We start from the raw sequence: 25274 nt of genomic DNA, 5'->3' as shown, positions 1-25274 counted from the left end.
TTTTTCGTATCTTTGTGCCTGTTTTTTAGATGGACAGTGACAGAATGAATCAGTTAAAAGGAATTATATATGCAGCAGTGTCGTCGGCTACTTTCGGGCTGGCGCCTTTTTTTTCTATTAGTTTATTAGCTATCGGCTTTTCTTCTTTTGAGGTGCTGACTTACCGTTGGGGAGTAGCTACAGTAGTATTGGTATTGTTCGGATTGCTTTCGGGATGTAACTTCCGGTTGGGCACTAAGGACTTTATGACCGTTTTCGTATTGAGTCTGTTTAGGGCGATAACCTCATTCAGTCTGGTCATTGCTTATCAGAATATAGCAAGCGGAGTGGCATCTATTATCCACTTCATGTATCCCTTGGCCGTGGCTATTGTCATGATTACTTTTTATGGAGAAAAGAAGTCCGTCGTTACATTTACTGCCATATTGCTTTCATTGATAGGAGCCTCATTATTGTCATCGGGTGATATTGAGTTTAGTGGAGGAGATACCGGGGTAGGGTTGATAGCCGCTTGTGTCTCTGTATTTTCGTATGCGGGCTATATCATAGGAGTAAGGAAAAGCCGTGCGGTACATATTGATTCCACAGCCTTAACTTGCTATGTGATGGGACTGGGGGCTTTGTTTTTCTTTCTGGGAGGTCTTTGTCGGGAAGGTGGTATTCGCTTGGAAACCGATGGGATTGCCTGGCTTTATATACTAGGATTGGCACTTCCGGCGACAGCCATATCAAATATCACACTAGTGAAGGCCATAAAACTGGCCGGCCCTACGCTTACTTCTCTTTTGGGAGCATTGGAACCGCTGACGGCAGTACTGATAGGTGTGTTTGTATTTAAAGAATTATTTACCGTTTATAGTGCGATGGGTGTTACACTGGTGGTTGCTTCCGTGTCTCTTGTGGTCTTTCAGGAGAAACGGAAGCAGGCCTGATGCAACACCCATAGATGCATCATTCGGTTTTGAGGCTTTCGACAGGATTGCTGCGGGCAGCGCGATAACTGTGTATGGTCACCGTAATGCCTGTGATAACCATAACCAGAATAAGCGGGAAGATAAAACTCCACCACGTAGCGGAAGTCCGGTAGGCAAACTGTTCCAACCAATGCTCCATAAGCCACCACACGAGGGGAATGGAGATGGCGTATGCTATCAGAATCTGCCATAGAAAAGAACGGTTCAATGCCCACACTATCTGTCGGTTCAAGGCACCATGCACTTTGCGGATGGCTATTTCACGGGTGCGGTGACGGACTGCATACCATGAGATGCCGAACAGCCCGAAGCAGGTAAGCACCAGTGCTATGAGTGAGTAGCTTATCAGGATTTTGGACAGCGTTGTAATCATCTTGTTCCGTTGCATGAACTTTTGGTGCATGTCTATATACTGAAACTCTCTTCCGTCGCACATTTTCTCCCATAGCTTATTTATTTGTGCCAGCGTTTCCCGGCGTGTTTCAGGATGTAGTCTGGCCTGTATAAACATGCCGTATCTGGTCAGGCTGCTTTCGGGTACAAAAGATATTTCTTGTCCTGCAATTTCTTCTTCCAGCGAATTGAAGGGGAAACTTTCTATGATACCGGCCAATACGCTCAGGCTATCGGCAAATGCGTCAAATTCACGGAGGTTATGTCCTATTTTGGAAGCATCAATGTTCAATATGCGGGCATAGCTCTCGTTGATAAATACCGGATGGGAGTATTCCTGATATGCTTTAGCCGGTGACACACCCGCCAGTTGGCGTATGTGCATGGTTGAAAGGAATGTTGTGTCCGTTGGAATTTGTATTATATAATAATGTTTCACGCTGCCATCCGGCTGTTGTATGGGAAGTTCGCGCATCCACGCATTCAGTAAAGAGCTTCTGGATAAAGATATTGATTCTATTCCGTTGATTTTTTTCAGTTCCTTATAGAAGGGGCTTTTCCCATTTAGTTCGATGGTATTTTCATAGAGGTGGGCACGAGACTTCAACAAATCCATTTGGGCTTGTGCCATTGTTGTGGCGTAAACTAATCCGATGGAAAAGATGAACTGCAAGGTGACTAGTATCCATATCTGTTGTTGCTTTTTTCTTCCGGTGTAATTGTGGCTGTACTCACTCAAGGTTTGGCGGGAAAGTTTCCGGCTGATATATAATCCGGGTATCACTGCCATGGCAGAAACAAATGCTAAAAGCAATGGCAAGACCTGCCAGCTGAAGAAGAAGGAAAGGGACAGATGCGCCGACAGTAATTCATTGAACCACGGTAGTAAGTCATTGATAAGTAACAAGGAAAACAGAAATGCCAATAATACGGTGAGCGTTGCATCGTAGAATAACTGTTTGCGGATTTCTTTCAGTTGAGCTCCCATCAGTTTCTCGATATGTATCATTTTTATCTGTTGCAGGGTGCGTGACAGGCTCAGGTTGGTATAGTTGAAACAGGCGATGGCAAGTACCAGCAGAGCTGATATCAGGCCGATGTAGAGTAAAGGTACATCGCTTTGCTGGAAATAGGACAGCTCTTGTTGCCTGCTGTTTTTGTTGGTATTAAAATACAGGCTTTTGAGAGCATCTACGTAATACTGTGTGTTTCCGGAAGTGAGAGTCGGTATTTTATCCTCTCTTATTTTCTCTTGTAAGAGCGATGCGGAAGCACCGGGGTGTAGCTTTAGAAGAGTTGGGCCTCCCCAAAACTCTCCTGTTATGCCGGTTAACAAGTCGAAATGCAGGAATGATTGTGGGCGTTCTTTCAGAATAGCACCTACTTCATATTTCTGTATCTCACCATTCGCGTCAATAATCTCAATCATTTCTCCTATGCCGCTATGACCGTGAAATAGTTTATGGGCAAAGGTCTCGCTGATGGCTATTTTGTCCGGGGTTGTCAATACTGTGCTAAGATTGCCTTCCAAAGCGGTGTAATGAAAAAACTTATTTAATGTAGAGTCTGCACATATAAATAACGGGTGTTCATATTTTATTTCATTGTATTTACAGACATTCGCATTCATTCCGTTCAGACGGAGTATATCTGTTATTTCTGCATACTTTTCCTTTATCTGTTCGGCAGTGTTCGCATCGACGTAGGATACCTTTACACCTTCTTCCATCGGAGAGTCTTGCCGCAGTGCGAAGATGAGCTGCCGGTCGGGTGTCTGCTGTTCGATGTTATACTCGTGAATAAAGAAAGTGACAAGCAGGTTGGTACATCCGAGCCCCACTGTCAGGCTGATGAGAGAGATGAGAATAAACAGTTTATTTCTCCACCAACTGCGGAAGATGATTTTAAATGTGGCAATGGTGTTCATTTCTTTTTATCTTTTAGGTTCAGAACATTTAAGATTAAATCATTGGAGGCTTTTCTTGTCTGTAGTTCCTCCGGCAAAAAGTAGATGCTGTCCAATTCAGTAGAGTTGATTTGCAGAATGTCACGGCAATCTTTGCTCATGAAGAAAGGATATTTGCCTATCCAGCAGGTGGCACCTCGTTTCTCGGGATTGATATGACCGAAGTTATAAGGAATTTCTATAGGTTGAAAGCTTTTGGTGATAAATCCGGCCTCAGTGCATCTATAATGTTTTCCTTTCACAATTACTGAGGTACGATATCGGGGAATCCAGTATTCATCTGTTTCATCTAAAGAAAGCAAGCGCATTTTAAAATCGCTTTTTGATGCTTTCTTCATGTGGCAGTCATACATGGGAATCAGCCCTTGAGGAGTGACGAGGAACAAAGTGTCATTATTTATGTATTTATAATAGGTGCCTCTTTTGCTGTGTCCGATGATGGAGAGGGGAGCATCCAGTGTGTCGGTGTAAATCTCTGTTTTCTTATTGGGGCTGCGTAGCGGAATTTGTTTCCGGTTCTCGTAGTCTATGTGGTATATTTCAGGCTGTGGGTATGTCATGGTGGTGAGCAAAAGATGACCACCGTTGCCGATGACGGCCAGCCGTTCGTTCTTTGAATGGTTTTTCAAGGAGAATGTGGAAAGTCTGTTGCCAATAGTGTCATAGCAAACAATCTGTTTATGGTCTAAAGCATAGATTCGTTGCCGGATAGTGTCTATATCAAATGAACGGAAAGAGGTGGGGACAGAGTCGAATATATGCAGTCTTTTTCCGGTTTTATGGTGATGGACATATAGTCGTCCGTCTGCCAGGCTATAGATACGGTCATGATGACGAGTTAATTCTCGGACAGCCTCACGAGAAGATAAATTTGCAGTACCTTCCAGATAGTAAGTCTGATAATCTTTAAAATACCTTGGGGATGTATCAAATGCCTCTATATCATAATCTGTCAGAGCGCCTAATTGCATATCGGGCAATGGATTCTGATTTTTACAACTGATAAAACAGATTCCGAGCAATATTAATAGATAATATTTTTTCATAGGCTGATAATTTAACTGTCAGGAGTTTCTTTTTAGATACAGAATTACACGGAAATATGAATACTCTTTTATTCCGTGATTTCCGTGCTATCTGTACCTTAAAGACACAACTTAGATTTTTACTTCATTGACCACCTGTCCGTCAAACAGGTTGATTGTTCTTCCCGCATAACCTGAATCATGCTGGGAGTGGGTTACCATGACGATGGTTGTTCCTTCCTTGTTCAGTTCTGTCAGAAGCTCCATAACCTCTTTACCGTTTTTTGAATCCAAGTTACCGGTAGGCTCATCGGCAAGAATCAATTTAGGATTTGCCACTACTGCGCGGGCAATGGCTACACGCTGTTGCTGACCTCCGGAGAGTTGTTGTGGGAAATGTTTTACACGGTGGGCGATAGCCATACGGTTCATGGCTTCTTCTACTCTTTGTTTGCGTTCGGAAGCCGGAATACCCATGTAAAGCAGGGGTAGCTCAATATTTTCGTAAACGTTTAATTCGTCTATCAGGTTGAAACTTTGAAAAACGAAACCGATGACACCTTTGCGGAGGTTGGTACGTTGTGCTTCGGTAAATTTAGACACATCTGTGCCGTTCAGGTAATATTCGCCTCCCGAGGGGTTGTCCAATAATCCGAGAATATTCAATAAGGTAGATTTGCCACAACCTGAAGGGCCCATAATGGCTACGAATTCACCTTCTTTAATTTCCAGACTGACATTATTCAGTGCCCATGTTTCAACTTCTTCTGTCTTGAAGATTTTTTGTAAGTTTACTGTCTTAATCATAATTGTTCTATTTTTAAATGTTATTATATCATTCGTTTTTGATAATCTCTGCCGGATTGATGCGGGCTATCCTATAAATGCGCCAACTGATGGTCAGTATGATTACCATAGCGGCAACAAACATTGGGATACTCCATAACATCGGATGTCCATAGTCGAACTTTATCATACTGTCTGCCATAATCATCAGAAAGAGACAGATTGGTATGGCCAATATCATTGCTATCAGATAAAGTGTCACATAGCTTTTGCCAAACAACCAATAGATATCGCTGATGTGGGCTCCATTCACTTTTCGGATAGCTACTTCTTTTTGTCGGCGCTCCGTATCTATCTGTATAGAGTGATAGATTCCCAGAATGGTAATGAGTAGTGATATGATGGCGCAGACGATGAAAAGATTTCGCAAGACATTCAATTCTCCTACTTGTTCATCGTAAAGCGTTGTTGCTTCATACGTGGCATTTGCCGGGTAATAAGTATTTATTTTTTTCTTTATCTCCTGCAGGGCTTGCTTGCGGTTTGCCCCTTGCTTCAGTTGCAGGATGATTTTGTCGGGTTCGTGTTTATTCTCAAACGGCAGCACTGTTAAATAAGAAGTTCCATATTTGGGTTGAGGGAATATATGGCATTGTCCCTTGATGGGGTATTCCAATTCCTTTCTGAACCGGATGGTTTGAAAGCTACTGTCACTTCTTATTTCAGTATCAATAGTGGGTGTGATATAAGCGAACTTTTCTCCCGGTTTATGGTATTTCTCTATTTTCATTTGGTCTAGGAATTCTTCTGTCACTTGATTGACTATGACATACTCTTTCTTTATATTCATAGTGTTAAAGCAGAATAAAGATAGTGATTCGCACCAACTTTTAGAGCGGAAATAGTCACAGACTTCTGTTAATTCTTTATTTAACTTATTATCATACGAATAGGTGGGAATGATAATAAGGTTCTGTTTTTCTTCATCTGTCAGTAGGGGGGTAGTGCTGTTGGAGTAACTTTGCATTTGGAAATATATTCCTGCAATCCCGAAAAGGAAAAGGAACGAAAAGAAAAACTGCAATCCTAACGAGATATTACGTAATAGATGTTTTCCTTTTCCGGCTCTTCCGCTTAGTCCTTTGCGGTGCATGTGGCGGATGATTCTGGTGACAGAGATATAGCATAAAAGGAATGAGGCTCCCCAAATGAGAACGGTATATTTTATTTCGCTTATTAACAGGAAAGGAATGTCGATTTCCAGTTCCCGGCGGATATTATAGCTCAGACTGTCGATGAAAGCAGGCAGCAGGCTTTCAGACAAGGCAAGTGTAAGTATGCAACTTAACGTCAGGATGATGAATTGCTCAATGAATAACAAGCCAAAGATGTTGCTGCTTTTTCCTCCCAGGCATTGTCTGAGAGCCAATTCGCGTGAGCGGTTGACAAAAGAGCTGATGCTGAATGAGAAATAATTAGTCAATGCAACAATCAGGATAATCAGTCCGATGATACTGATATACAGTTCCAGGCCTGACGTTTGAGGCAGCTGGCTCATCAAATAGCATTGGGGGGTGGTCTGGTATCCCTCCCAATCAAGTAATGCCAGACGTTTGTTTATGATTTCTATATCCGAAGGCTTCCCAAGTAGCAGGACTTTATCGCCGTATGATTCGGAGGATGGGATGAACAAATCATAGGAAGTGGTATAGTTGTTCATTCCTGCCGGATAAGATTCTATGATGGCTCCTATGGTATAAGTTGTTTTATTGAGTGTGACGGAGGAACCGATGGTAGTACCGGCATCGGCGTATTTCCGGATGAAGTTTTTGGTTACGACAATGATTTCCGGTCGTTTATCGAACTCTTCCAGACTTCCTTCAATGAGTTTTGGAGGGAAAACCAGAAAATAGTCATGGTTACAGAAAGTGGCAGATATACGGTAGACAGCATCCGATTGTGTTTTAAAGTTTGTGGTTCCATTAGTGAAAAATGCTATGCCTAGTATCTCTTCGTTCCCCAATTCTTTTATTTTGTCAAGACTAAATCTCATGTACATGTTGGGATTGTTTTTGCCCCGAATGACTGCCATACGTTCGTAGGTGTCCAAGAGTTTATTACCTCGGCTCATAATGGTGCTATAATAATGGCAGATGCTGAAACACAACAGCCCTGCTGTGATGCAAAGCACAGATATGATGCTCCGTCCTTTCTGTTTTGTCATGTTACGGAAGGTAACAGTCAAGAGATGTTTAATCATAAAGCGGTTTTTAAGTGTTTGTTCTTTTATGATAATATACAATAACTATGCCTGAGAGTTATTTGCTTGATAATGAATGATATAATAGGCCTGTCTGTATATGTCCATCGTGCGTTTTTGCACTATTCGCGTGCGATAGCGCACGATGGACGCTTCTATTATTCCTTTTTTACGATATTGGCCGGGTTCAGATGCATTATCTCATATATTTTGTAAACCGTTACTAAGAATATCAGCAGGGCGATGGCAAGGAATAGCAATGCTCCTTTATCCCAACTGTAAATATCCCCGAAAGTAGTTTCTGATGTCAACTCCATCAGAGTCAGTCTAAGTATGGGATAGACACTACAGAAGGTGAGAATATAAATAATTAAGTAAGTCTTGGCAAACAACAGGGCGATGACGTTAGGGGTAGCTCCGTTTATTTTCCGGATGGCGACTTCTTTCTGTCGGCTGACCGTATCCATAGAGATGGCGGAATAAATACTGAGCACCACCAGCAGCAGACTGACGACAGCCAATAACATGAACACACTTCGCATCAGATTCACAGTGCCCATAACGGTTTGTTTGGAGTCACTGAAATCGCGGATATCCAGTGGTAATGTAGCAGGAACATAGCGGCGGCAGACTTCCGTTATCGCTTTGATTACGTTTGAGGTAGCGTCGGAGCCGGAGGTCTTGAAGTAATAAGAGGAAGGATAGGGGTTTACTAAAAACACGGAACCGGACAGATTTCTTTGCCCGCCTTCCTTATATAATGCACGAAAAGTACCGGCTATGCGATAGTCATTGCCGCTCAGTGTGACGCTGCCTTCTATGCTGTCCTTTTGTAATTGTTCCTTAAACTGTTCGCTGACGTATACTGTTCCCTGCTCATTCCTGTCCACTAACTTTCCTTCCATCGGAATCTTGAAGAACTCGAAATAGTGCGGATCTCCGGTAGTCATGAGTACTTGTCCCTGAGGACGCCCGTTTTTGATGTAATTCATATAGGTGAATGATTGGATGTCGAAGGAGCGTGAAAGGGATATCCGGTCTGTGATATCAGGCAGACGGCTGATGTCTGAAAGGATGGCGTCCATGTTCTGCCGCATACGGATACTGTTCACCGACAGGGATACAATCTGTTGTTCTTCCTCGGAAGATAACGGGCTGTACATTTTATCGAACATTTGGTTGAAGATGAGTGTGATTCCGAACACGCCGCCTACAAAGAAAATGGAGATAGCCAGCTGTACACTTATCATGATGTTGCGGAATACGTGCCGTTCCCGCTTTTGCACGATATAGTGAATGATGCTCAATTGTCGCAACCGGTAAATGGGGTACATTATGACGGACATACATACCAGCAGCAATACGATGTACAGGCCCAGTTGCATGCCGTATATCTTTGGCATAGACAAGGGAATCATGTCTTCTTGGGGGATATAAGTATACGCTAGAGACACCACTACCTCTGTTACGACCAATGAGAGGAGGAAAGCAGTGGACATCATCCAGAATATTTCGGCAAAGAGCAGGGAGAATAGTCCCTTGATGTCTGATCCGAGGCATTTGCGTAGAGCCAGTTCACGTTGCCGGTTATAAAACATCTGGATAATGAATTTCAGGAAATTGATAAGTCCCGACAGCAGGATAAGTGAACCGACAAAGCGGAAAAGCAGCATGGCGATGCTTCTTTGCAAATCATCGTTGCGTGCCGATGTCAGGCTGGCGTATGCATGTACATTCCACTCCCCATGTCGCCAGGTTATTTTTTCCAGTTGCTTGTTCAAGGTTTCCAGCGTGGTTTCTCCTGTAAGGAAAGTGCCGACACTGAATGAAGCATACGGATCCATGGATAAGGGAAAGTAGCAATCGGTGTCTTGGCTGGTTACTACACCGACAATCTTGTAATCCCTTATCTGTTCGGGATATTCTTTATAGGTCGGTACAAGGTGGATAATCATGCCTGTCGGGTCTTCTTTTCCAAACGCTTTGTGGGCGAATTCCTGAGAGATAATGACTTCATCGGGGGCATCGAGTCTACTTTTTCCACTGACCGGACGAATGGCATTATAGGGGAATAAGGAGGATGAGACACATCGGTACTTGATGAGGAAAGGCAGTTCCTGCTGGTTTTTGTCGATGACTGTGATTTCGGTATCGTGAGGGTAGGAAGCTGTTACAAGGCTGTCCATGCCTGTTATGGATTGTTCATCCAAATAACGGATGTCATCCAATTTCCAATAGAAATCGGCTGCGGTATCTTCCGAACAGCAGACCAGCCTGATGCGATGCTCGTAATCCGGCAGATCTGCCTGCGCGGTCACACCGTCAATAAAATAATTCATCAGGCAGAAACAGGTAATGCCTATTGCCAGACAGATAACCGATATAAAGCTGTGAACTTTATATTTCAGCAGATTTCTTAATGCTACCTTTAAATAATGTATTGTCATTGTTGTGCTTGTTTTTTATTCGTTTTTAATTACTTCAGCAGGATTGCTCTTTGCAATCTTCAGAATACGGAAAATAATGGTTAGTATAGTAATGGCGGCTACTCCCATAAAAATTGCAATCCAAAACAATGGTCCGTCATTGAAAAACACAATATACATCTTTTTCCATAGTTGCAATATGATATAGCAGAGAGGGAAGGCTACGATGGCAGAAAATGCCAGTAGGTAAATGTACATGCGGGCAAACAACAAGATAATCTGTTTTAGTCCGGCACCGTTCACTTTGCGGATAGCCACTTCCTTTTGTCTGCGTTCCGTGTCCAGGGTAATAGCCGAGTAAACACCCAATAAAGTGATAATCAGGCTGACAAAGGAGAAGAACAGAATAATGCCTTTCATTTTGTTTTCAATGGCTTGTGCCTGATGTATATCCTCTAGTAAAGTAGAAATCCGGGGTTGTATGCTCGGAGGAAAACTTTCTTTCAATGTTGCTTCTATGAAGCTTTTTACTTCTTCCACACGGCCCGGTTTGCATTTCATATAGCAATGGCCTACATAGTCGTTGAATTTGCAGGGCAAAAAGATGAAGCCCTGACTCTGGTTGTAGGTATCTGCAATGAAGTCGGAACAAATACCGCATACGGTATATCCGTCTTCATAGTTGTATAGTGTCATTCCTAATAGGTCTTTTCCCATGTGTTCTACCAGTTTATGGTCTGCCACCATCTGTTCATCTGTTTTTAAAGTATGTCCGCTAAGGATGGGGATGTTCATAAATTCGAAGAAGTTGCTTGATATGTTCATAATGTTGACTTCTATATAGCTGTCTCGATTCCCTTTCTCTGTATACATGCCTGTACCCGAAAGACCATTCAGATAATTTATGTCTGCCGGCAACTTGTCTGTAATGGAGGGATGGCGGCTGATATGTTCTATCAAAGCAAGTTTTTCGTCGTTCTTCATAAAACGGCAATCCAATGGGATACTGATGATTTCGGATTTTTCTTTTTCCGTCAGCGTATGGAATAGGGTACTTCCGGTCTTGTCGGCTTGCAGATACAGAGCTGCCGTAAACACGACGAATAGCCAACAGATAAAAAATTGAATACCCAGAAGGACATTACGTACACTGTGGCGACTTCGTTTGGGGTTGCTGCCGCGAATGCCTGTCTGTATGGAAATATATTTAATCCGCCATACGGTTATCAGACACAGTAATAGACATAGCAGAAGAATACCTGCCATATATTCTGTGGTCTGTGTCAGTAGCAAGTTTCGTTCCACCAGCAAGGTGAAGTCGAAAAGCGAAAAAGACAGAAACGGACTGAGTATTTCTATCAGACTGAAAGTGAATAGGAAAGCAATCAATGAGACTAGAACAGCTTGAGTAAAGAGCAACCCGAATAATTGCCGGTTCCCGCTTCCTGTCGCTTTGCGTATGCCGAACTCATGTGAACGGTTCAGGTAACTGCCTGTCAGGAATTGGAAGAAGTTGAGCAAGCCGGTCAGTAAAATCAGCAGACCGATGACGAATGTGATTCCTGCAAAATAAGGGGCGATGGATTTTTCCCGGAAATCTTTCCCGAAAGGTGAAGCTGTCACATCGTTCTCTTGTTTGAACATTGTATGTTTCAGGTTCATTGCCCGAAAACGTGCCTCCAGTTGGGTGGGTGTTTTACCCGGACGGAGAAGGGCGAAACCCCAGCCGCCTGTCATGTTATTATTATGTTCAAACTGTAATATACCTTCACTATCGTTCAGGACAAGCATATCAACTTGTTGTAGAAAGCTCAAGCTGGTATTGAGTGGAATATCTTCTATCACGGCTTGTATGGTATAGGCGATACCTCCCGTTCGTGGGGTGGTGGCGGGTGAGGTGGATAATCGTTGTGCCAGTATCATCCGTTTTCCGATTGAGCTCTCGTCCGCACCGAATATTTTCCGTGCCAGTGAGCGGGTCAGTATCACGGAGTTGGGCGTATGCGAAGCCGTCTTCCATGAGCCTTGCACTATTTGGGGCGTGAATATGTTGCAGTAGGAAGAATCTACTTCCATAGTGTATAAGTCTTCATAGGGCACTTCTTTCCCTTCGGTTGTTTCTACATTGTAACTGCGTTGATTGGGGTAGGCGACGAAAGTGTAATCTTCTGCTTCGTCAACCGGTGTTTGGCGCAGGCTCTCTATTAACCTGGCAGGAATACCCGAATATATGACGCCGTCCGGGGTATAGAGATTTATATTGGTAATGCGTTCTTTGTTGATGAAGCATTGGTCGACAGAGTAGATGAACCGGCTGCAATAGAGGCAGATACTGAAGCATAAAATGCCTACAGACAATCCGAGAATGGATATCAGGTTTTGTGTCTTATATTTTAGCAGATGGCGAAAGGCCGTTTTTATATAGTGTTGAAGCATGGTTTTAATTTTTGATTGATTATTCTGATTTCATAATTTTTGCAGGGCTGATATTTGCGGCTTTGTGTATCTGCCATATCAAGGTTCCCAACGAAATGACTGTCACTAGCAATAAAGCGGTTATAAAGATACTGATACTGACAGGGGCTTTTACGGCAAAATCCTGTGTGTACTTATAGATGAGGAAGCAGGACAGGGGGATAGCTATGGCAAAAGCACTCATCAATGATAAGGCATATTTACGGAATAGCAGCAGATAAAGTTCACGCGTACTTGCACCGTTTACTTTTCGGATGGCAATTTCACGATAGCGTTGGCGAATGTCAAATAGTGAAATGCCGAACAAACCGAGTGCCGATACAATGATGGCAATGGATGCGAAGATAGAATAAATCATTGCGGTCTGGTAATCTTCGGCATACATGGCTTTCACGTCATCTTCCAGTAAAGTATAGGTAAAGTCTTCACTGCCATATACTTTGTTCTCCAGCTGGTGCAGAAATTCTACCAGCTCTTTCTTTTTGCCCGGCGTATATGCTATTTGGTAAAGGTCGCCGTTGCTTCTCGTACTGACAGTGTATAGAATCGGTTGAGTGCCTAATGTGAGATGTCCGTCAAAATAATCTTCCACAATGGCGTCAATCGGTCGCAAAGATGCATTGGCGTTAGCTCTTTTTTGATTTTCTTCTACCACACCGGTTTCTTCCAATGAAGTGTAGCCCAATGCTTTCATGGCGGCGCGGTTGGCTACCAGAAAGGTTCTCCGGTCTTGAGAATCAGCTTCGGGCAGTCCGCCTTCTATTATCTTTATGCCATAGAGCTTAAAGAAAGTGGGAGTGGCATAGCGGACGGCAATCAGTTTTTTTTCTCCTTTGTTATTGATAAAATGCGTCTTGTAGGCGGGAGCGAGAATATCCTCGCGACTAGGTTCAAAGAGCTCGATGAATGGACAGGAAGCCAGTTCATTATCCAGTTGCATGATACGCTGACGTCGTTGCATGATACTTTCGGGAGTATAACTTCTGAAATCTTTCGATTCATAAACTAAATTGGCTATCATAATATCCTTGGTACGGAATCCCGGTTCGGTATGTAGCAGTACATCCAATTGGCGGTTGAAATAAAGGGAGAGTATCACCAATAGGAAGGTGACAATGTATTGTACGAAAAGGAAAAACATCCGCGAGCGTACGGAACGGTTTCCCCAACCGATGGAGCGAATAGACTGAATGGGAGAACCGTAGTTATACTTTATGTAAGGATAAATAGATGTGAATAACGGAAGTACCAGTAGAATGCCTGCCGATAGAATACCGTCAAACAGTGTATATGAACTGTGATAACCGAACAGGTGTTCTATAGGCAACGAAGTCAGTTCAATGATGAACCATGCCACCAAAAGGGAAGCAAGCACCAGCATAAAGTTTTCTGTCCATATTTGGGCGAACAGGGTTTTGCCGCGTGCGCCGAATACTTTTTTCAGACCATATTCCTTTCCGCGTCGGAGCATGGCTACCAAATAGATATTAATAAAATTGAGTATACCCGTGAGCAGCAGTAATATACATACACCGCATAGGATGGTGATATGTTGGCGGCTTCCCGAAAGAAACATGGATGGGAGGTCGTCAGTCAGTGAACCATTCCAGTAAATATCCTTTAGGGGAATGAACGAGAACGTGTACATCCGTGAGTCGTATTGAGGATTATTTAAGTATCTGGGTTTGCTGCCCAGTCTGTTCATCGCTTCCATATCCGTGCCGGGCAGGAAATGATAAAGTTCGATATTCATACGTTCCCAATCGTTGGACAAAGTGGATGAGAGCACTACGTCAAACCGGATACTGCTTTTGCACTTCGGTTCTCCGATAACGCCTTCCACGGTTATGTTTTTGCCATTGGAGTAGCGGAAAACTTTACCTATCGGGTTTTCATTTCCAAAAATCTTGCGTGCAAAAGCTTCTGTCAATAATGCCGACTGAGGAGTTCTCAGCGATGTGTTTCCATGTATCACGGGATAGTGGAAGAATTGGAAAAACACACTGTCCGTTACAAGGCATCTTGCTGTATAGCGGTTGGTTTCCAATTGAATGTAATCCTGTTCCAGCGGTATGTAGGTGGCTATCGCTCCAATGGACTGTTTGTCTATGTTGACGGTATCATAGTTGATTTGCCTGATGCCGGTCAATGATTCACTGCCTTCCATATTGACATGTACCCCATATATGTTTTCACGGTCGATGCAGTGTGTGTCTACAGTCAGCTCCCGGTAAATATACCGCATCAGGATGATGCAGCAGGCCAGGCTGAACGCCAGTCCCAAGAGATTGATAATTGTATATGATTTTGAACGCATCAGGAAGCGTCCGGCGTATTTCAGTGTTTTCATTTTTTTATGAGTTTATTCTGATTTTATAATTAGGGCAGGGTCTATGTTGGCGGCTTTGTGTATTTGCCATATCAGAGTTCCCAACGAAATGATGAGAATCACCAATAAAGCAATGAAATAGATGCCGATGCCGATAGGGGCTTTCATGATGAATGCTCGCGTATAAATATGTATGAGATAATAGGAGAGAGGCACTGCCACTATAAACGCACCGCCTATCACCTTGATGTATTTACGGAAAAGCAACAAGTAAAGCTCTTTTATGCCGGCACCGTTTACTTTGCGGATGGCTATTTCGCGATAACGCTGCCGGATGTCGAACAGGGATAATCCGAACAGGCCGAGACAAGAGATTGCTATGGCTATCAAGGCAAAAACAGAGTAAATATGTGCCGTTTCTCTATCTTCGGAATATAAGTTGTGAACTTCATCCGTAAGCCAGGAATGGTTGAACTCCTCCGTATTGTATATTTCTTTTTCTATCTTTTTAAGGAGCTCCATTACTTCTTTCTCCTTACCGGGCTTGGTGGCTATTATGAAATCACCGTCACCGCCTTCTTCTCCGACAACAAATGCCATCGGCTTTACTCCTTGGGTTATATGTGCAGGATAATAGTCGTCTATCACAGCTACTACGGGCATCAGTTTGGTTCCTCCCTCTTCCATTTTCCCATTTCTGACTGTTACCCAGAGCGGCGATTCGCTCCGCACAAAAGCATCCTCCATTCGGGTATACCCCATCGCTTTCATCGCCGCTTTATTCAGAATGATTTTATAGTCACTCCAGCTTTCGAACTTTTGCGGAATTTCTCCCTCCAGCACCTTCAAACCATATATATGGAAAAAGTTGGGCGAAGGAAACAGAGTGAGCATATTAAGGTGTGTATCTTTATCATTCAGCAAAGTGCTGAAAGCATTTCCTCTTAATATGGAAGGGTGCGAAATCATCCACCTTTCAATGTAGGGACATTCATTCAGTTGCTGTTTGATATAACTATATCGGGCAGAACGCTTGTTCTGATCCTCCTCCTTATCGTGTACCAGATAATTATTGTTTTCATGGAACAATTCGGCTCTGAGGATTCCTTCTGTCCGGTATCCGGGAGGAGTAGACAGTAAAAAGTTCAACTGTTTGCCAAAGTAGAGCGACAGGACAAGCAGCAATACGGTGATGCTATACTGCAAGAACAGGAATGCCATGCGGATGGTGATGGAGTGGCGATTCGATGCAATCGAGCGGATAGACGCAATGGGAGACAGGTAATTGTATTTGATATACGGGTAGACGGACGTAACCAAAGGCAGTAAAACCAAGAAGCCCAATGATATCTGCCAGTCGAATGCAGAGTAACCGATTCGCTCACCCATCAGTTGGCTGACAGGAATTTGGCTGGCTTCCACCAACAGCCATGCCGTCAGCAGTGCGACGACGGTCAAGATTTGGTTTTCCAGCCAGATTTGCATAAATAGCGGCAAGCGTTGCAGGCCGAATACTTTTTTTACTCCGTATTCTTTGGAACGTTTCATCATGAACACCATATATATATTGATGAAGTTCAATATTCCCACCATCAGTAATAAGATGGCTACGCCCGAAAGAATATACAGGTGGATACGGTTTCCGAATTGCATCATAGAATCGTAATCGTCATTATGTCCGACGGCATTCTCCCAATAGAAGTCTTTCCAAGGAATGAATTTCCAGCGTATGCTGTTTCCTCTTTTATCTTTCTTAAATACATTGCTGAGTTTGTTTATCTCGTCCAGGTCTACTCCGGGAAGCACACGCTCTAATGATATGTCCATTTGCTGCCACCGCTTTATCAGGTTGTGTGACACGAGCATGTCAAACCGAAGTAAGGTCTTACATCTCGGTTCATCTATCATTCCTCGTATAATAACGTCTTTTCCATAATACTCCACGACTTTCCCTACCGGATTCTCGTTCCCAAATAGCCGGTGGGCATACTGTCGGGTGATAATAGCATCGTCGGGAGCCGTCAGTCGTGCCTCTCCCGTCAATATGGGGTAATGGAAAAAGTGAAAGAATGTAGAGTCGACAGCCATTATGTTCATTGCATAATTGCTGTTCTCATACTTTACATTGTCCCTTTGCTGAATTTGCAGGCGGCATCGCTCCACGACTTGACTTTCCGGAATGTAGGTTGAATCCGTGTCCGACCAGCCTTGCTCCAGATTTCCGGGATGAATGTTTCCTTCTATATCCCGCAACGGGATGATGATGTGTTGCGGGTCGATGCAATGCGAGTCCACGGTCAGTTCCCGATGAATATACCGCATCAGGATGATGCAGCAGGCCAGGCTGAACGCCAGTCCCAAGAGATTGATAATTGTATATGATTTTGAACGCATCAGGAAGCGTCCGGCGTATTTCAGTGTTTTCATTCTGTGCGCTTTTATTTTAATATCAGTTCTTCCGCGTCGCCAAAGGTATCATATCCTGTGACAACTACCAATTCTCCGGGCTGTAATCCTTCTGTTATCTCGTACTGCTGCGGGTTTTGGCGTCCTATTGTCAAGGGGACTTTTATAGCTTTGGTTTTTGAGGCATTGACTTTATAAATCCATTGTCCGCCGGTGGATTGGTAGAAATTTCCACGTGGAATGACAATCGCCTGTTCAGGTTGTCCCAGCTCAATCTGTACTCTGAAACTCTTTCCAACGCGCACATTGTCAGGCATATCTCCAGTGAAGACAAGGTCGACGTCAAACATGCGGTCTTTAACTTCGGGCACTACTTTTGTAATCTTTAATGGATAACGCTTCCCTTGGTAGTTTATGGTGGCAGGCAAGCCGGTCGTGATTCGGTCAATATAATATTCGCTGAGGGAGGTATGAATCTTATATTGATCGAGGACTTTGATTTCGGCTATGCTTTCACCCGATGCTACCTGTTGTCCCGGAGTCACTTTTACGAAACTGAGCTGGCCGGAAACCGGTGCCGTGACTACCAGATTATTCATTCGTTCCAGTGAACGCGTAAATTTCTTTTGTTCACGTTCGAGGTCATTCTTCAATAAATCTTTCCGGATAATCGTCACAGCCGAATCATGGCGAAGGCTTTCCATCTGGAGGGCGCTGTTCTGCAACTTATAATTATATTCGTCTTCCGAAACTTCCAGTTGGGCTTTACTTTTAATCCCCATCTTATATTCCTCTTTATCCAGGCCGAAGCTTTTGGCCAAGCGGTCCATTTCATATTGGGTCTGCAGGGTCTGTTGTTTCAGCGTAAGGCTTTTTTGCTCCATCTCGATTTCCTTTTCTTTATAAGTAATCCGCTGTTTCTCCCATTCATCGCGTTGGTCTTCGATAGAGCGAAGCAGGTCAGGATTACTGAGCACAAGGATAGAATCTCCTTTCTTCATCATCGTTCCTTCCTCACCGATGATGCGCTCTACACTTCCGGCTTCGCGGGTATTTATCTTAATGGTCAGAATAGGCTGAATTAATCCTTCCACATCGACATATTCCATAAACTTGTCATCCTTCACTTCCGCAATCTGTATGTTATCGGTTTCTATCCGTAATTTACGGGGACCGAATGAAAGGCTGATAACATAAATCAGGAAGATAACAAAGACGATACCTCCCAGCAGGTAATAACGATGGCGTATATACCACGGTTTCTTTTCAATTTTAATATCCATAGTTTTTATTTATTTTGTTCGTATCCGATTCTTTCCTCTATTGGGCAACGGTTCTGAAAATCATATCCGGTCATACTTCTTATTCCGTAGTACAATCCCCAATATGTTTTCAGGGCAGTGATATAATCACGCCTGGCCCTGTCTTTTTCAGTAATGGAAGCATTGAGGTCCAATATGGTAGACTTTCCGAGAATATACAACCGCTTTGCCACTTCATGCCGTTTTTCGGCTGTCTTGTCTGTTTTGAAAGCAACGGCCACCCGATAGGCTTGCAGATTGAATTGGCGTACCATTTTACAAACATTCAATTCGAAATCCTTCATTCTCTGTTCTGTTTGTGTGTTTACCAAGTCTACATTGGAGCGTGCCACCCGTACCCGTCCTTTGCCTCGTCCCCAGTCCAAGATAGGGAGCGAGATACCGATGCTGGCGTATTGTTGGTTTAGCGGATCACGGTAAGAATCGGCAAGCTTATTGCCAGTCTGTGACAAACCGAACTGAACGTATAAATCCGCTTTCAGTCCGGCATTGGCTCTGGCTGAGGCCAGTGCACTGCGACTTTCCAGTCTCAGGCGTTCGTAGGTATCAGGTTCGGGGCTGTTCTCGAACGCCAGATGCAGTGCTTCCTGCATGGGAATTTCGAAATTGGGAATTTCATCATCGGCGATGACCCGCAAGTTGACTTCCCGGTTTATCCCTAGAAAGGAGCGTAAAGTCTGTGTTTGATCTTCCACCTCGATGCGGGCGTTCATTACATTGGTTTCCTCCGTAAGTTTGTTTATTTCGAGTTGGAGCATTTCGTTTTCATTGATAGTACCTATATTATATCTTCCTTCGGCGTATCTATACAGGGTGTCGGCCGAGGCATGGTTGGAAGTGGCTATATCCAGATTGGTTTGTGCTGTTGCCAAGTTGAAGAATAGGCTACTGGTTTGCGAGGCGACCAGTTCTAAGGCTTCGGAATATGCTTTGCGTGCCTCACGATAGCGGATAGGCTCTATGCGGCGGTCCCATTTCAGGGAGTTGTAACCGAAGAGAGACTGCTCATAACCGACAACCACCGGTTGGGTATTGTATGCCGTGATATCATTCTCGAATTCATCAATGCGCTGGGTGGTGGTCTTGACAAAGAAACTACCGCCGGTGAACCACACATTCTGATTAATTTTCAAGCTCAGGTCTGTACTTAGCTGGTTTTGTTTGATAAATAGGTTTGTGCCGTCCGGCTGGGTAATCTTATTGATTTCTCGGTTGAGGTTGGGAGATGAACTCAAAGTGACAGACGGCAAATAGTTTGCACGGAAGAAGCGGTAGTTCCAGTAAGCTGCACGATAAGTGTGTCGTGCAGCTTGGGCTTGTGGCGAATGTTCTTGTGCAATTTCAATGGCCTGCTGTAACGTGAGGCTGATTGTTTCTTCTTGTGCTGTGGCTGTTCCTACACCGAGTAGAATATAAAAAGCTAAAATATAATATCGTTTCATAACTGTTTGTTTTATGCTTTCATAATTATCAAAATGCGTGCCATAATTATATCGTGTTGTGTTTCAGTAATTTGCCGATGGACGAACGCTGAAGACTGCGTGCGCATTCGCACAAAAATAGTGCGGATACGCACATACAGCGCATCTTAAAAAAACGTATCTTTGCTCTCACAGGAAAAGATATTTCCTGCATACTAAAATTAAGATAATGGAAAACAGAGGAAAAATACTCATTATAGACGATAACGAAGATGTGCTTTTCGCACTAAATCTTTTGTTGGAGCCTTATGTGGAGAAGGTGAAAGTCACTACCCAACCGGGGCGCATAGAATATTTCATGACCACTTTTCAGCCGGATGTCATTCTTCTGGATATGAACTTCCGCCGTGACGCCATCAGCGGACAGGAGGGATTTGATTGTCTGGAGCAGATTTTGAAGTTGGATTCGCAAGCGGTCGTACTCTTTATGACGGCCTATGCAGATACAGACAAAGCAGTGAGGGCTATTAAGGCGGGGGCGATTGATTTTATTCCCAAGCCCTGGGAGAAAGAAAAGTTACTGGCTACTTTGTCGTCGGCCATCAAGTTGCGGGATTCCCGTAAAGAGATAAAGCAATTGAAGGAGCAGGTGGTGGCATTGAGTGGGCAAGATGAAATGATTCCCAACATGATTGGTCGTTCGGAAGCAATGCAAAGTGTGTTTGATACCATCCAAAAGCTGTCGGATACAGACGCCAATATATTAATATTGGGAGAGAATGGAACCGGAAAAGATTTGGTGGCGCGTTCGCTCCGCCATTATTCTCCCCGCAGGGAATCTCCGTTTATTACGATTGACTTGGGGAGCATTCCCGAAACCCTTTTTGAAAGTGAACTCTTCGGCTATGAGAAAGGGGCATTTACAGATGCTCGCAAGGCAAAAGCCGGACGTATGGAAGTAGCCTCGGGAGGAACACTCTTTTTGGATGAAATCGGAAACCTTTCGCTGCCTATGCAGTCCAAGCTGTTGACGGCGATAGAAAAGAGGCAGATTTCGCGTTTGGGCGCAACGAATACGATTCCCATTGATGTCCGTCTGATTAGTGCCACCAACGTAAATATTCACCGGATGGTGGAAGAGGGAAATTTCCGCCAGGACTTGCTCTATCGTATCAATACAATCGAAATCCATATTCCTCCTTTGCGTGACAGGGGTGAGGATGTCCTTCTTTTGGCAGACTATTTTTTACAACGCTATATCCATAAGTATAAGAAAGAGATAAACGGACTCAGCCGTGAGGCGAAGCAAAAGCTGATGCGCTATCATTGGCCGGGTAATGTACGCGAATTGCAGCATGCCATTGAACGTGCGGTGATTTTGTCGGATTCCCCATTGTTGAAGCCGTCTAATTTTATGCTGCAGCCACAGCCCGAAAAGAAGGTGGATACTGATGAAATCCTGAACCTGGAACAATTGGAGCGTCATGCCGTAGAGCGTGCCATGAAGCGCAGTGAAGGCAATTTGAGCCGTGCTGCCGAGTATTTGGGTATAACGAGATATGCTCTTTATCGTAAATTAGAAAAATTAGGGTTATGAATCGATTTCAAACACTCCGCATCGTGTTGCTCATGCTGTTATTGGCGGTAGCGTCCATTGCCGCTTATCTGTTTTTCCGGCATGAACTCTATTTTTGTTTGTTGTTTTCATCATTGGTTGTGGTAGGCATCATCTTTTATTTATGCCAATGGCAACAGAAAACCACCCTTATGGTAGCCCGCATGATAGAGGGAATTCGGTATTCTGATTTTTCTTTAAGTTTTTCAGTCCGGCATAAGTCGCGTTCCGAGCAGTTGCTTGCCGAAGAAATAAATAAGGTGGTGTCCGAGTTCAGGACGAAGCTATCAGAAAAAGAAGAACGTTATCAATATTATGAAACGCTGCTCAATACGGTAGACAGTAGTTTGTTGGTAGCAGACAGCAGTGGAATTGTGCATTGGATGAACAGTGCGGCAGTTCATGATTTATGCGGTTATCCCATTCATTCGTTAAGTGAACTGTCTTCCCTCAACGCTAGTTTTCCTGTGATTGTCACATCGCTTCAACCGGGTGAAGTAAAGGCGGTTCGCATCTGCCGTGGAGATGTCATGCAGGAATTGGCAGTGACGGTCACCGGGTACTCTTCTCAAGGAGTGGATTTACGTCTGATAAATCTGAAGAACATTCATTCCGTACTCGAAGAAAACGAGATAGAGGCTTGGCAGAAATTGATTCGTGTCTTGACTCACGAGATAATGAACTCCATTGCCCCCATCATCTCATTGAGTGAAACATTGAGTGAGCGGGCTGTGCAGAATGGAATGAATGCGAAAGATTACGGCATTATGCTGCAGGGGATGCAGACTATTCATCGGAGAAGTAAGGGGCTGCTCGGCTTTGTAGAGAACTATCGGAAATTGTCCCGCCTGTCGATGCCTGTTCTTGCCCCGGTCAGAATGGAAGAATTGTTGGGTGATTTAAAGAAACTATTCCCCAGTCGGGATATACATTATATATATAAGACAGAGGATGCAGACAAGATATTGATGTTGGATCGTTCTCAAATAGAGCAAGTGCTTATCAACCTATTGAAAAATGCAGGTGAAGCCTGTGCGGAGCAGGAAGCCCCTGAGGTGGTAATTACCACTCATTATGAGAAAGAAAAGCAAGTGTTTATGCTTACGGTCAGTGATAATGGCAGTGGTATTCTTCCCGATGTACTGGATAAGATATTTGTTCCGTTCTTTACCACCAAACCGACAGGTTCCGGCATCGGGCTTAGTTTATGCAAACAAATAATGAATCTGCATGGAGGAAGTATCTCTGTTTCGAGTGAAATAGGGAAGGGTAGTTGTTTCTCTTTGAAGTTTTTATGCCGATGATAGATTCTTGCAACAAAAAAAGGAGCTACTTTTTATCGTAACTCCTTGATTTCTTGCTGTCGGGGTAGCGGGATTCGAACCCACGACCCCCTGCTCCCAAAGCAGGTGCGCTATTGCTATTATTTCCATTGCTAAATAGGTTATCCATAAAGCAATTAGCTTGCATCTGCTTTCTTATCAGAATAAGTCGGTTTAACTCTTGGTTTAACTTAGAGGTAGAACAAGAAGTGTTTGACAATAAATTAATAATCTCTTTGTGGCTTGAACCACATTGCAAATTTAATAATTCCACTCTAAGTGAACAACATTATAGCTGTTTTCATGCTTCGGGTATGAATTTGCCAATTCTCCATATAAAGAAGAAAATTTCAATATTCGTACCCATATAAAAAACAGCATAAGAGTTCCCTCAAATGCTGCTTCTATTCTGTCTTAGTAAAGTTGGAATAAGTCCTTTACTCCACTCTTTGATAAGCAAACTTCTTGCCACTGGGCGTTACTCCGTCTGCTTCCAATTCCTGCACAGATAAGGTCATAGAATTAAGTAACAGAATATCACTAATAGCCCATTCATCTTCGTCACTGTACATTTCATAGAGTTTGTTGCCATCTATTTTGTACCTACCTACTTCTTTGTAGGAGTTATCTTCTGTACTTGTGCATTCAAATGTACCATCACTCTTGTAAGTAACATGGGTAGCAACTGCATCACCGCTTGTCATTTTCCATTTGCCTATAATTAGAGAAGCATAATCATCCTGTCCATTGATTGTACCATTATCAATATCTACTTCAAATGTTACATTCTTCTTAGTTCCATCGTAATGTATAATATTGACATTGTACTTCCAAACTTGCTTGGACTTATCTTCTACACTGACTTCAATCTTTGCATCAGTAGGTTCATTGCTAAGTTCTGGAATTTGGATATGCCACAAGTCTTCTCCCAATTTAAAATTTCTTCTCCCAACGAAGAAGCCTTTATTATCTTTGTGGCTATAGATAGCTTCTTCATGAGATATAAATTCAGAAGTATAGAGAGTTCCTACATTAGAATATCCAAAGCCTTTCTCTGCTATATAGAGAGTATCGCCAGACAATGAGTAACAACAATCATTGTTTATTATAGAATATTGAAATCCAGCAAATATTCCACTATTCTTAACTTGGACTTCTTTAGTTTGTGTATCATGTCTAAAGAGTAAGGCGCGGTAATCATAATCTTTACCAAAATAGTAGCTTAATGATGCTACAAATTCACTTGGATTAAAGTACATGGTCTGCAACATGGTTATTTGTTGAATAGTGACATCTTCATATTCTCCATAACCTTTGTAAATTCTACGATTTCTATTAAATGGCAACTCGTCAGTCCAATTAATGATTGGTGATTTGTCCTCTACATTGAATGATGCAAGCCATAGCTTATCATCCTTTAATCCAGAGAAGTTAGCCTGTCCTAAATTGATAAAAGTGTTATCTCCATGTATAAACAGGTTTAATAGTTCAATATTCTCATAGTCTGTAATTCCATATTCCAGACAACTCTCAATTAAAGGACTACTTACATTATATTCAGGAGGAGTTACCTCTAATTCATCATCTCCACAGGACGTAAATCCCATGCTTAATGCAACTAATAATGAGGTTGCTAATAATCTAAATGTTTTCATTGTTATTATATTTATTTCATTACTCTAATCATTCCTCTATCTATAGCATCATGGATTCTGCGTGTCTCATATTTTGGGCAACAATTATATTCACACCCATCAGACAGGTACTCAATATATGCTATGCCCCAATATATTTGTAGATATTTGTAAAACTCGAATGGGCATTCAACTTTAAGATTTCTAATTTCACTTTTAGTGTCTCCTTTCTTAGTAGTTTGAACATATAATGCACCCTCTTCTGGCAGATATTCTATTTTATATCTGCAATATTCTCCCATGTGATTAGCTATAGGAACATAGGTTCTTGGTGGCTCATCAAAAGATTTTATGAGCAAGCATCCATCGTCATCAATAACAGGTGGGTATGCTTTTTGAAATATGCTACATAAAGACTTGAAAGAATTAGATAATAAATAATCTACTTCATTTTGAGATATGTAAAAGTCTGTACATTGATTCATGCAGTTGTATAAGAATCTTAGCTTATCCCATTCTTTCAGAATATATTGCTCGTCTCGCTCTTTTTTACTTATTCTGCCTTTAGTAGTGTATTCGATATATGGCAACTTAAAAGATTTCTCTAAGAATGATGAGGGCATATATAATCTACACCCTGTATCATAGCATAGGGGACTTTTGGCACTTAAACTATTGACTAATTCCATGATAATGGTATTATGCCTACCTGTTCCCTATGGATAAGCCGTTAAAATAAAAGAGGTGTGGGAACATACTGCCTTATCTCGTGGTGGGCTTCTCGCATTGCCTCGGTACGGATAAAGCAATAGCCCACACCATAAGACAATATCTAAACCCAAGATTGGGTAGGTATATATCCATGATGTGGTGCTACTGCTATCATCTTCGTACCGTTAAATTTTGCGAGAATTTACCAC

At 42.9% G+C, this 25274-nt stretch carries 15 protein-coding genes; 3 read left to right on the top strand and 12 right to left on the bottom strand.

Going from position 1 to position 25274, the window contains the following annotated elements; all coding sequences use genetic code 11:
• Positions 1 to 44: 44 nt before the first annotated feature.
• Complete coding sequence (locus tag IR173_RS01010) at positions 45 to 932, top strand: DMT family transporter (RefSeq protein WP_237037843.1); 888 nt, start codon at positions 45 to 47, stop codon at positions 930 to 932.
• Between the two features lie 19 nt (positions 933 to 951).
• Here IR173_RS01010 and IR173_RS01005 read toward each other — a convergent pair whose 3' ends face one another.
• The 10 genes from IR173_RS01005 to IR173_RS00960 all read right to left on the bottom strand — a co-directional run bounded on the left by IR173_RS01005 (position 952) and on the right by IR173_RS00960 (position 19804).
• Positions 952 to 3294 carry an ABC transporter permease gene (locus IR173_RS01005; RefSeq protein WP_237037842.1) on the bottom strand — a complete coding sequence of 781 codons (2343 nt, stop codon included), beginning with the start codon at positions 3292 to 3294 and terminating at the stop codon, positions 952 to 954.
• Positions 3291 to 4379 carry a hypothetical protein gene (locus tag IR173_RS01000; protein ID WP_237037841.1) on the bottom strand — a complete coding sequence of 363 codons (1089 nt, stop codon included), beginning with the start codon at positions 4377 to 4379 and terminating at the stop codon, positions 3291 to 3293. Before IR173_RS01000 ends, IR173_RS01005 begins: the two co-directional genes overlap by 4 nt.
• 111 nt (positions 4380 to 4490) lie before the next feature.
• Complete coding sequence (locus tag IR173_RS00995) at positions 4491 to 5165, bottom strand: ABC transporter ATP-binding protein (protein WP_237037840.1); 675 nt, start codon at positions 5163 to 5165, stop codon at positions 4491 to 4493.
• A 28-nt stretch (positions 5166 to 5193) separates the two neighbouring features.
• Complete coding sequence (locus tag IR173_RS00990; protein ID WP_237037839.1) at positions 5194 to 7404, bottom strand: ABC transporter permease; 2211 nt, start codon at positions 7402 to 7404, stop codon at positions 5194 to 5196.
• A 158-nt stretch (positions 7405 to 7562) separates the two neighbouring features.
• Positions 7563 to 9851, bottom strand: coding sequence for an ABC transporter permease (locus IR173_RS00985; RefSeq protein WP_237037838.1), 2289 nt, complete (start codon positions 9849 to 9851; stop codon positions 7563 to 7565).
• Between the two features lie 15 nt (positions 9852 to 9866).
• Positions 9867 to 12266, bottom strand: a complete 2400-nt coding sequence (locus tag IR173_RS00980) for an ABC transporter permease (protein ID WP_237037837.1) — start codon at positions 12264 to 12266, stop codon at positions 9867 to 9869.
• A 19-nt stretch (positions 12267 to 12285) separates the two neighbouring features.
• Positions 12286 to 14655 carry an ABC transporter permease gene (locus tag IR173_RS00975; protein WP_237037836.1) on the bottom strand — a complete coding sequence of 790 codons (2370 nt, stop codon included), beginning with the start codon at positions 14653 to 14655 and terminating at the stop codon, positions 12286 to 12288.
• Positions 14656 to 14667: 12 nt separating this feature from the next.
• On the bottom strand, positions 14668 to 17061 hold the full coding sequence (locus tag IR173_RS00970; protein ID WP_237037835.1) for an ABC transporter permease: 2394 nt from the start codon (positions 17059 to 17061) through the stop codon (positions 14668 to 14670).
• A gap of 11 nt (positions 17062 to 17072) precedes the next feature.
• Complete coding sequence (locus tag IR173_RS00965) at positions 17073 to 18323, bottom strand: efflux RND transporter periplasmic adaptor subunit (protein ID WP_237037834.1); 1251 nt, start codon at positions 18321 to 18323, stop codon at positions 17073 to 17075.
• Between the two features lie 5 nt (positions 18324 to 18328).
• Complete coding sequence (locus IR173_RS00960; protein WP_237037833.1) at positions 18329 to 19804, bottom strand: TolC family protein; 1476 nt, start codon at positions 19802 to 19804, stop codon at positions 18329 to 18331.
• 208 nt (positions 19805 to 20012) lie between these two features.
• Here IR173_RS00960 and IR173_RS00955 point away from each other — a divergent pair, with 208 nt between their 5' ends.
• Positions 20013 to 21380, top strand: a complete 1368-nt coding sequence (locus tag IR173_RS00955) for a sigma-54-dependent transcriptional regulator (protein ID WP_237037832.1) — start codon at positions 20013 to 20015, stop codon at positions 21378 to 21380.
• Positions 21377 to 22702 (top strand): sensor histidine kinase, encoded by a 1326-nt coding sequence (locus IR173_RS00950; protein ID WP_237037831.1) that lies wholly within the window; start codon positions 21377 to 21379, stop codon positions 22700 to 22702. The genes IR173_RS00955 and IR173_RS00950 overlap by 4 nt, the downstream gene beginning before the upstream one ends.
• Before the next feature lie 455 nt (positions 22703 to 23157).
• Here the strand turns inward: IR173_RS00950 and IR173_RS00945 are convergent, their stop codons facing one another.
• Positions 23158 to 24375, bottom strand: a complete 1218-nt coding sequence (locus IR173_RS00945; protein WP_237037830.1) for a hypothetical protein — start codon at positions 24373 to 24375, stop codon at positions 23158 to 23160.
• Between the two features lie 11 nt (positions 24376 to 24386).
• A complete protein-coding gene (locus IR173_RS00940; RefSeq protein ID WP_237037829.1) occupies positions 24387 to 25043 on the bottom strand; it encodes a hypothetical protein in 657 nt (218 codons plus the stop codon).
• Positions 25044 to 25274 lie beyond the last annotated feature (231 nt).

Source organism: Phocaeicola faecalis, assembly GCF_021730445.1.
Taxonomy (GTDB): Bacteria; Bacteroidota; Bacteroidia; order Bacteroidales; family Bacteroidaceae; genus Phocaeicola; species Phocaeicola faecalis.
This window is presented reverse-complemented; position numbering and strand designations above follow the sequence as displayed.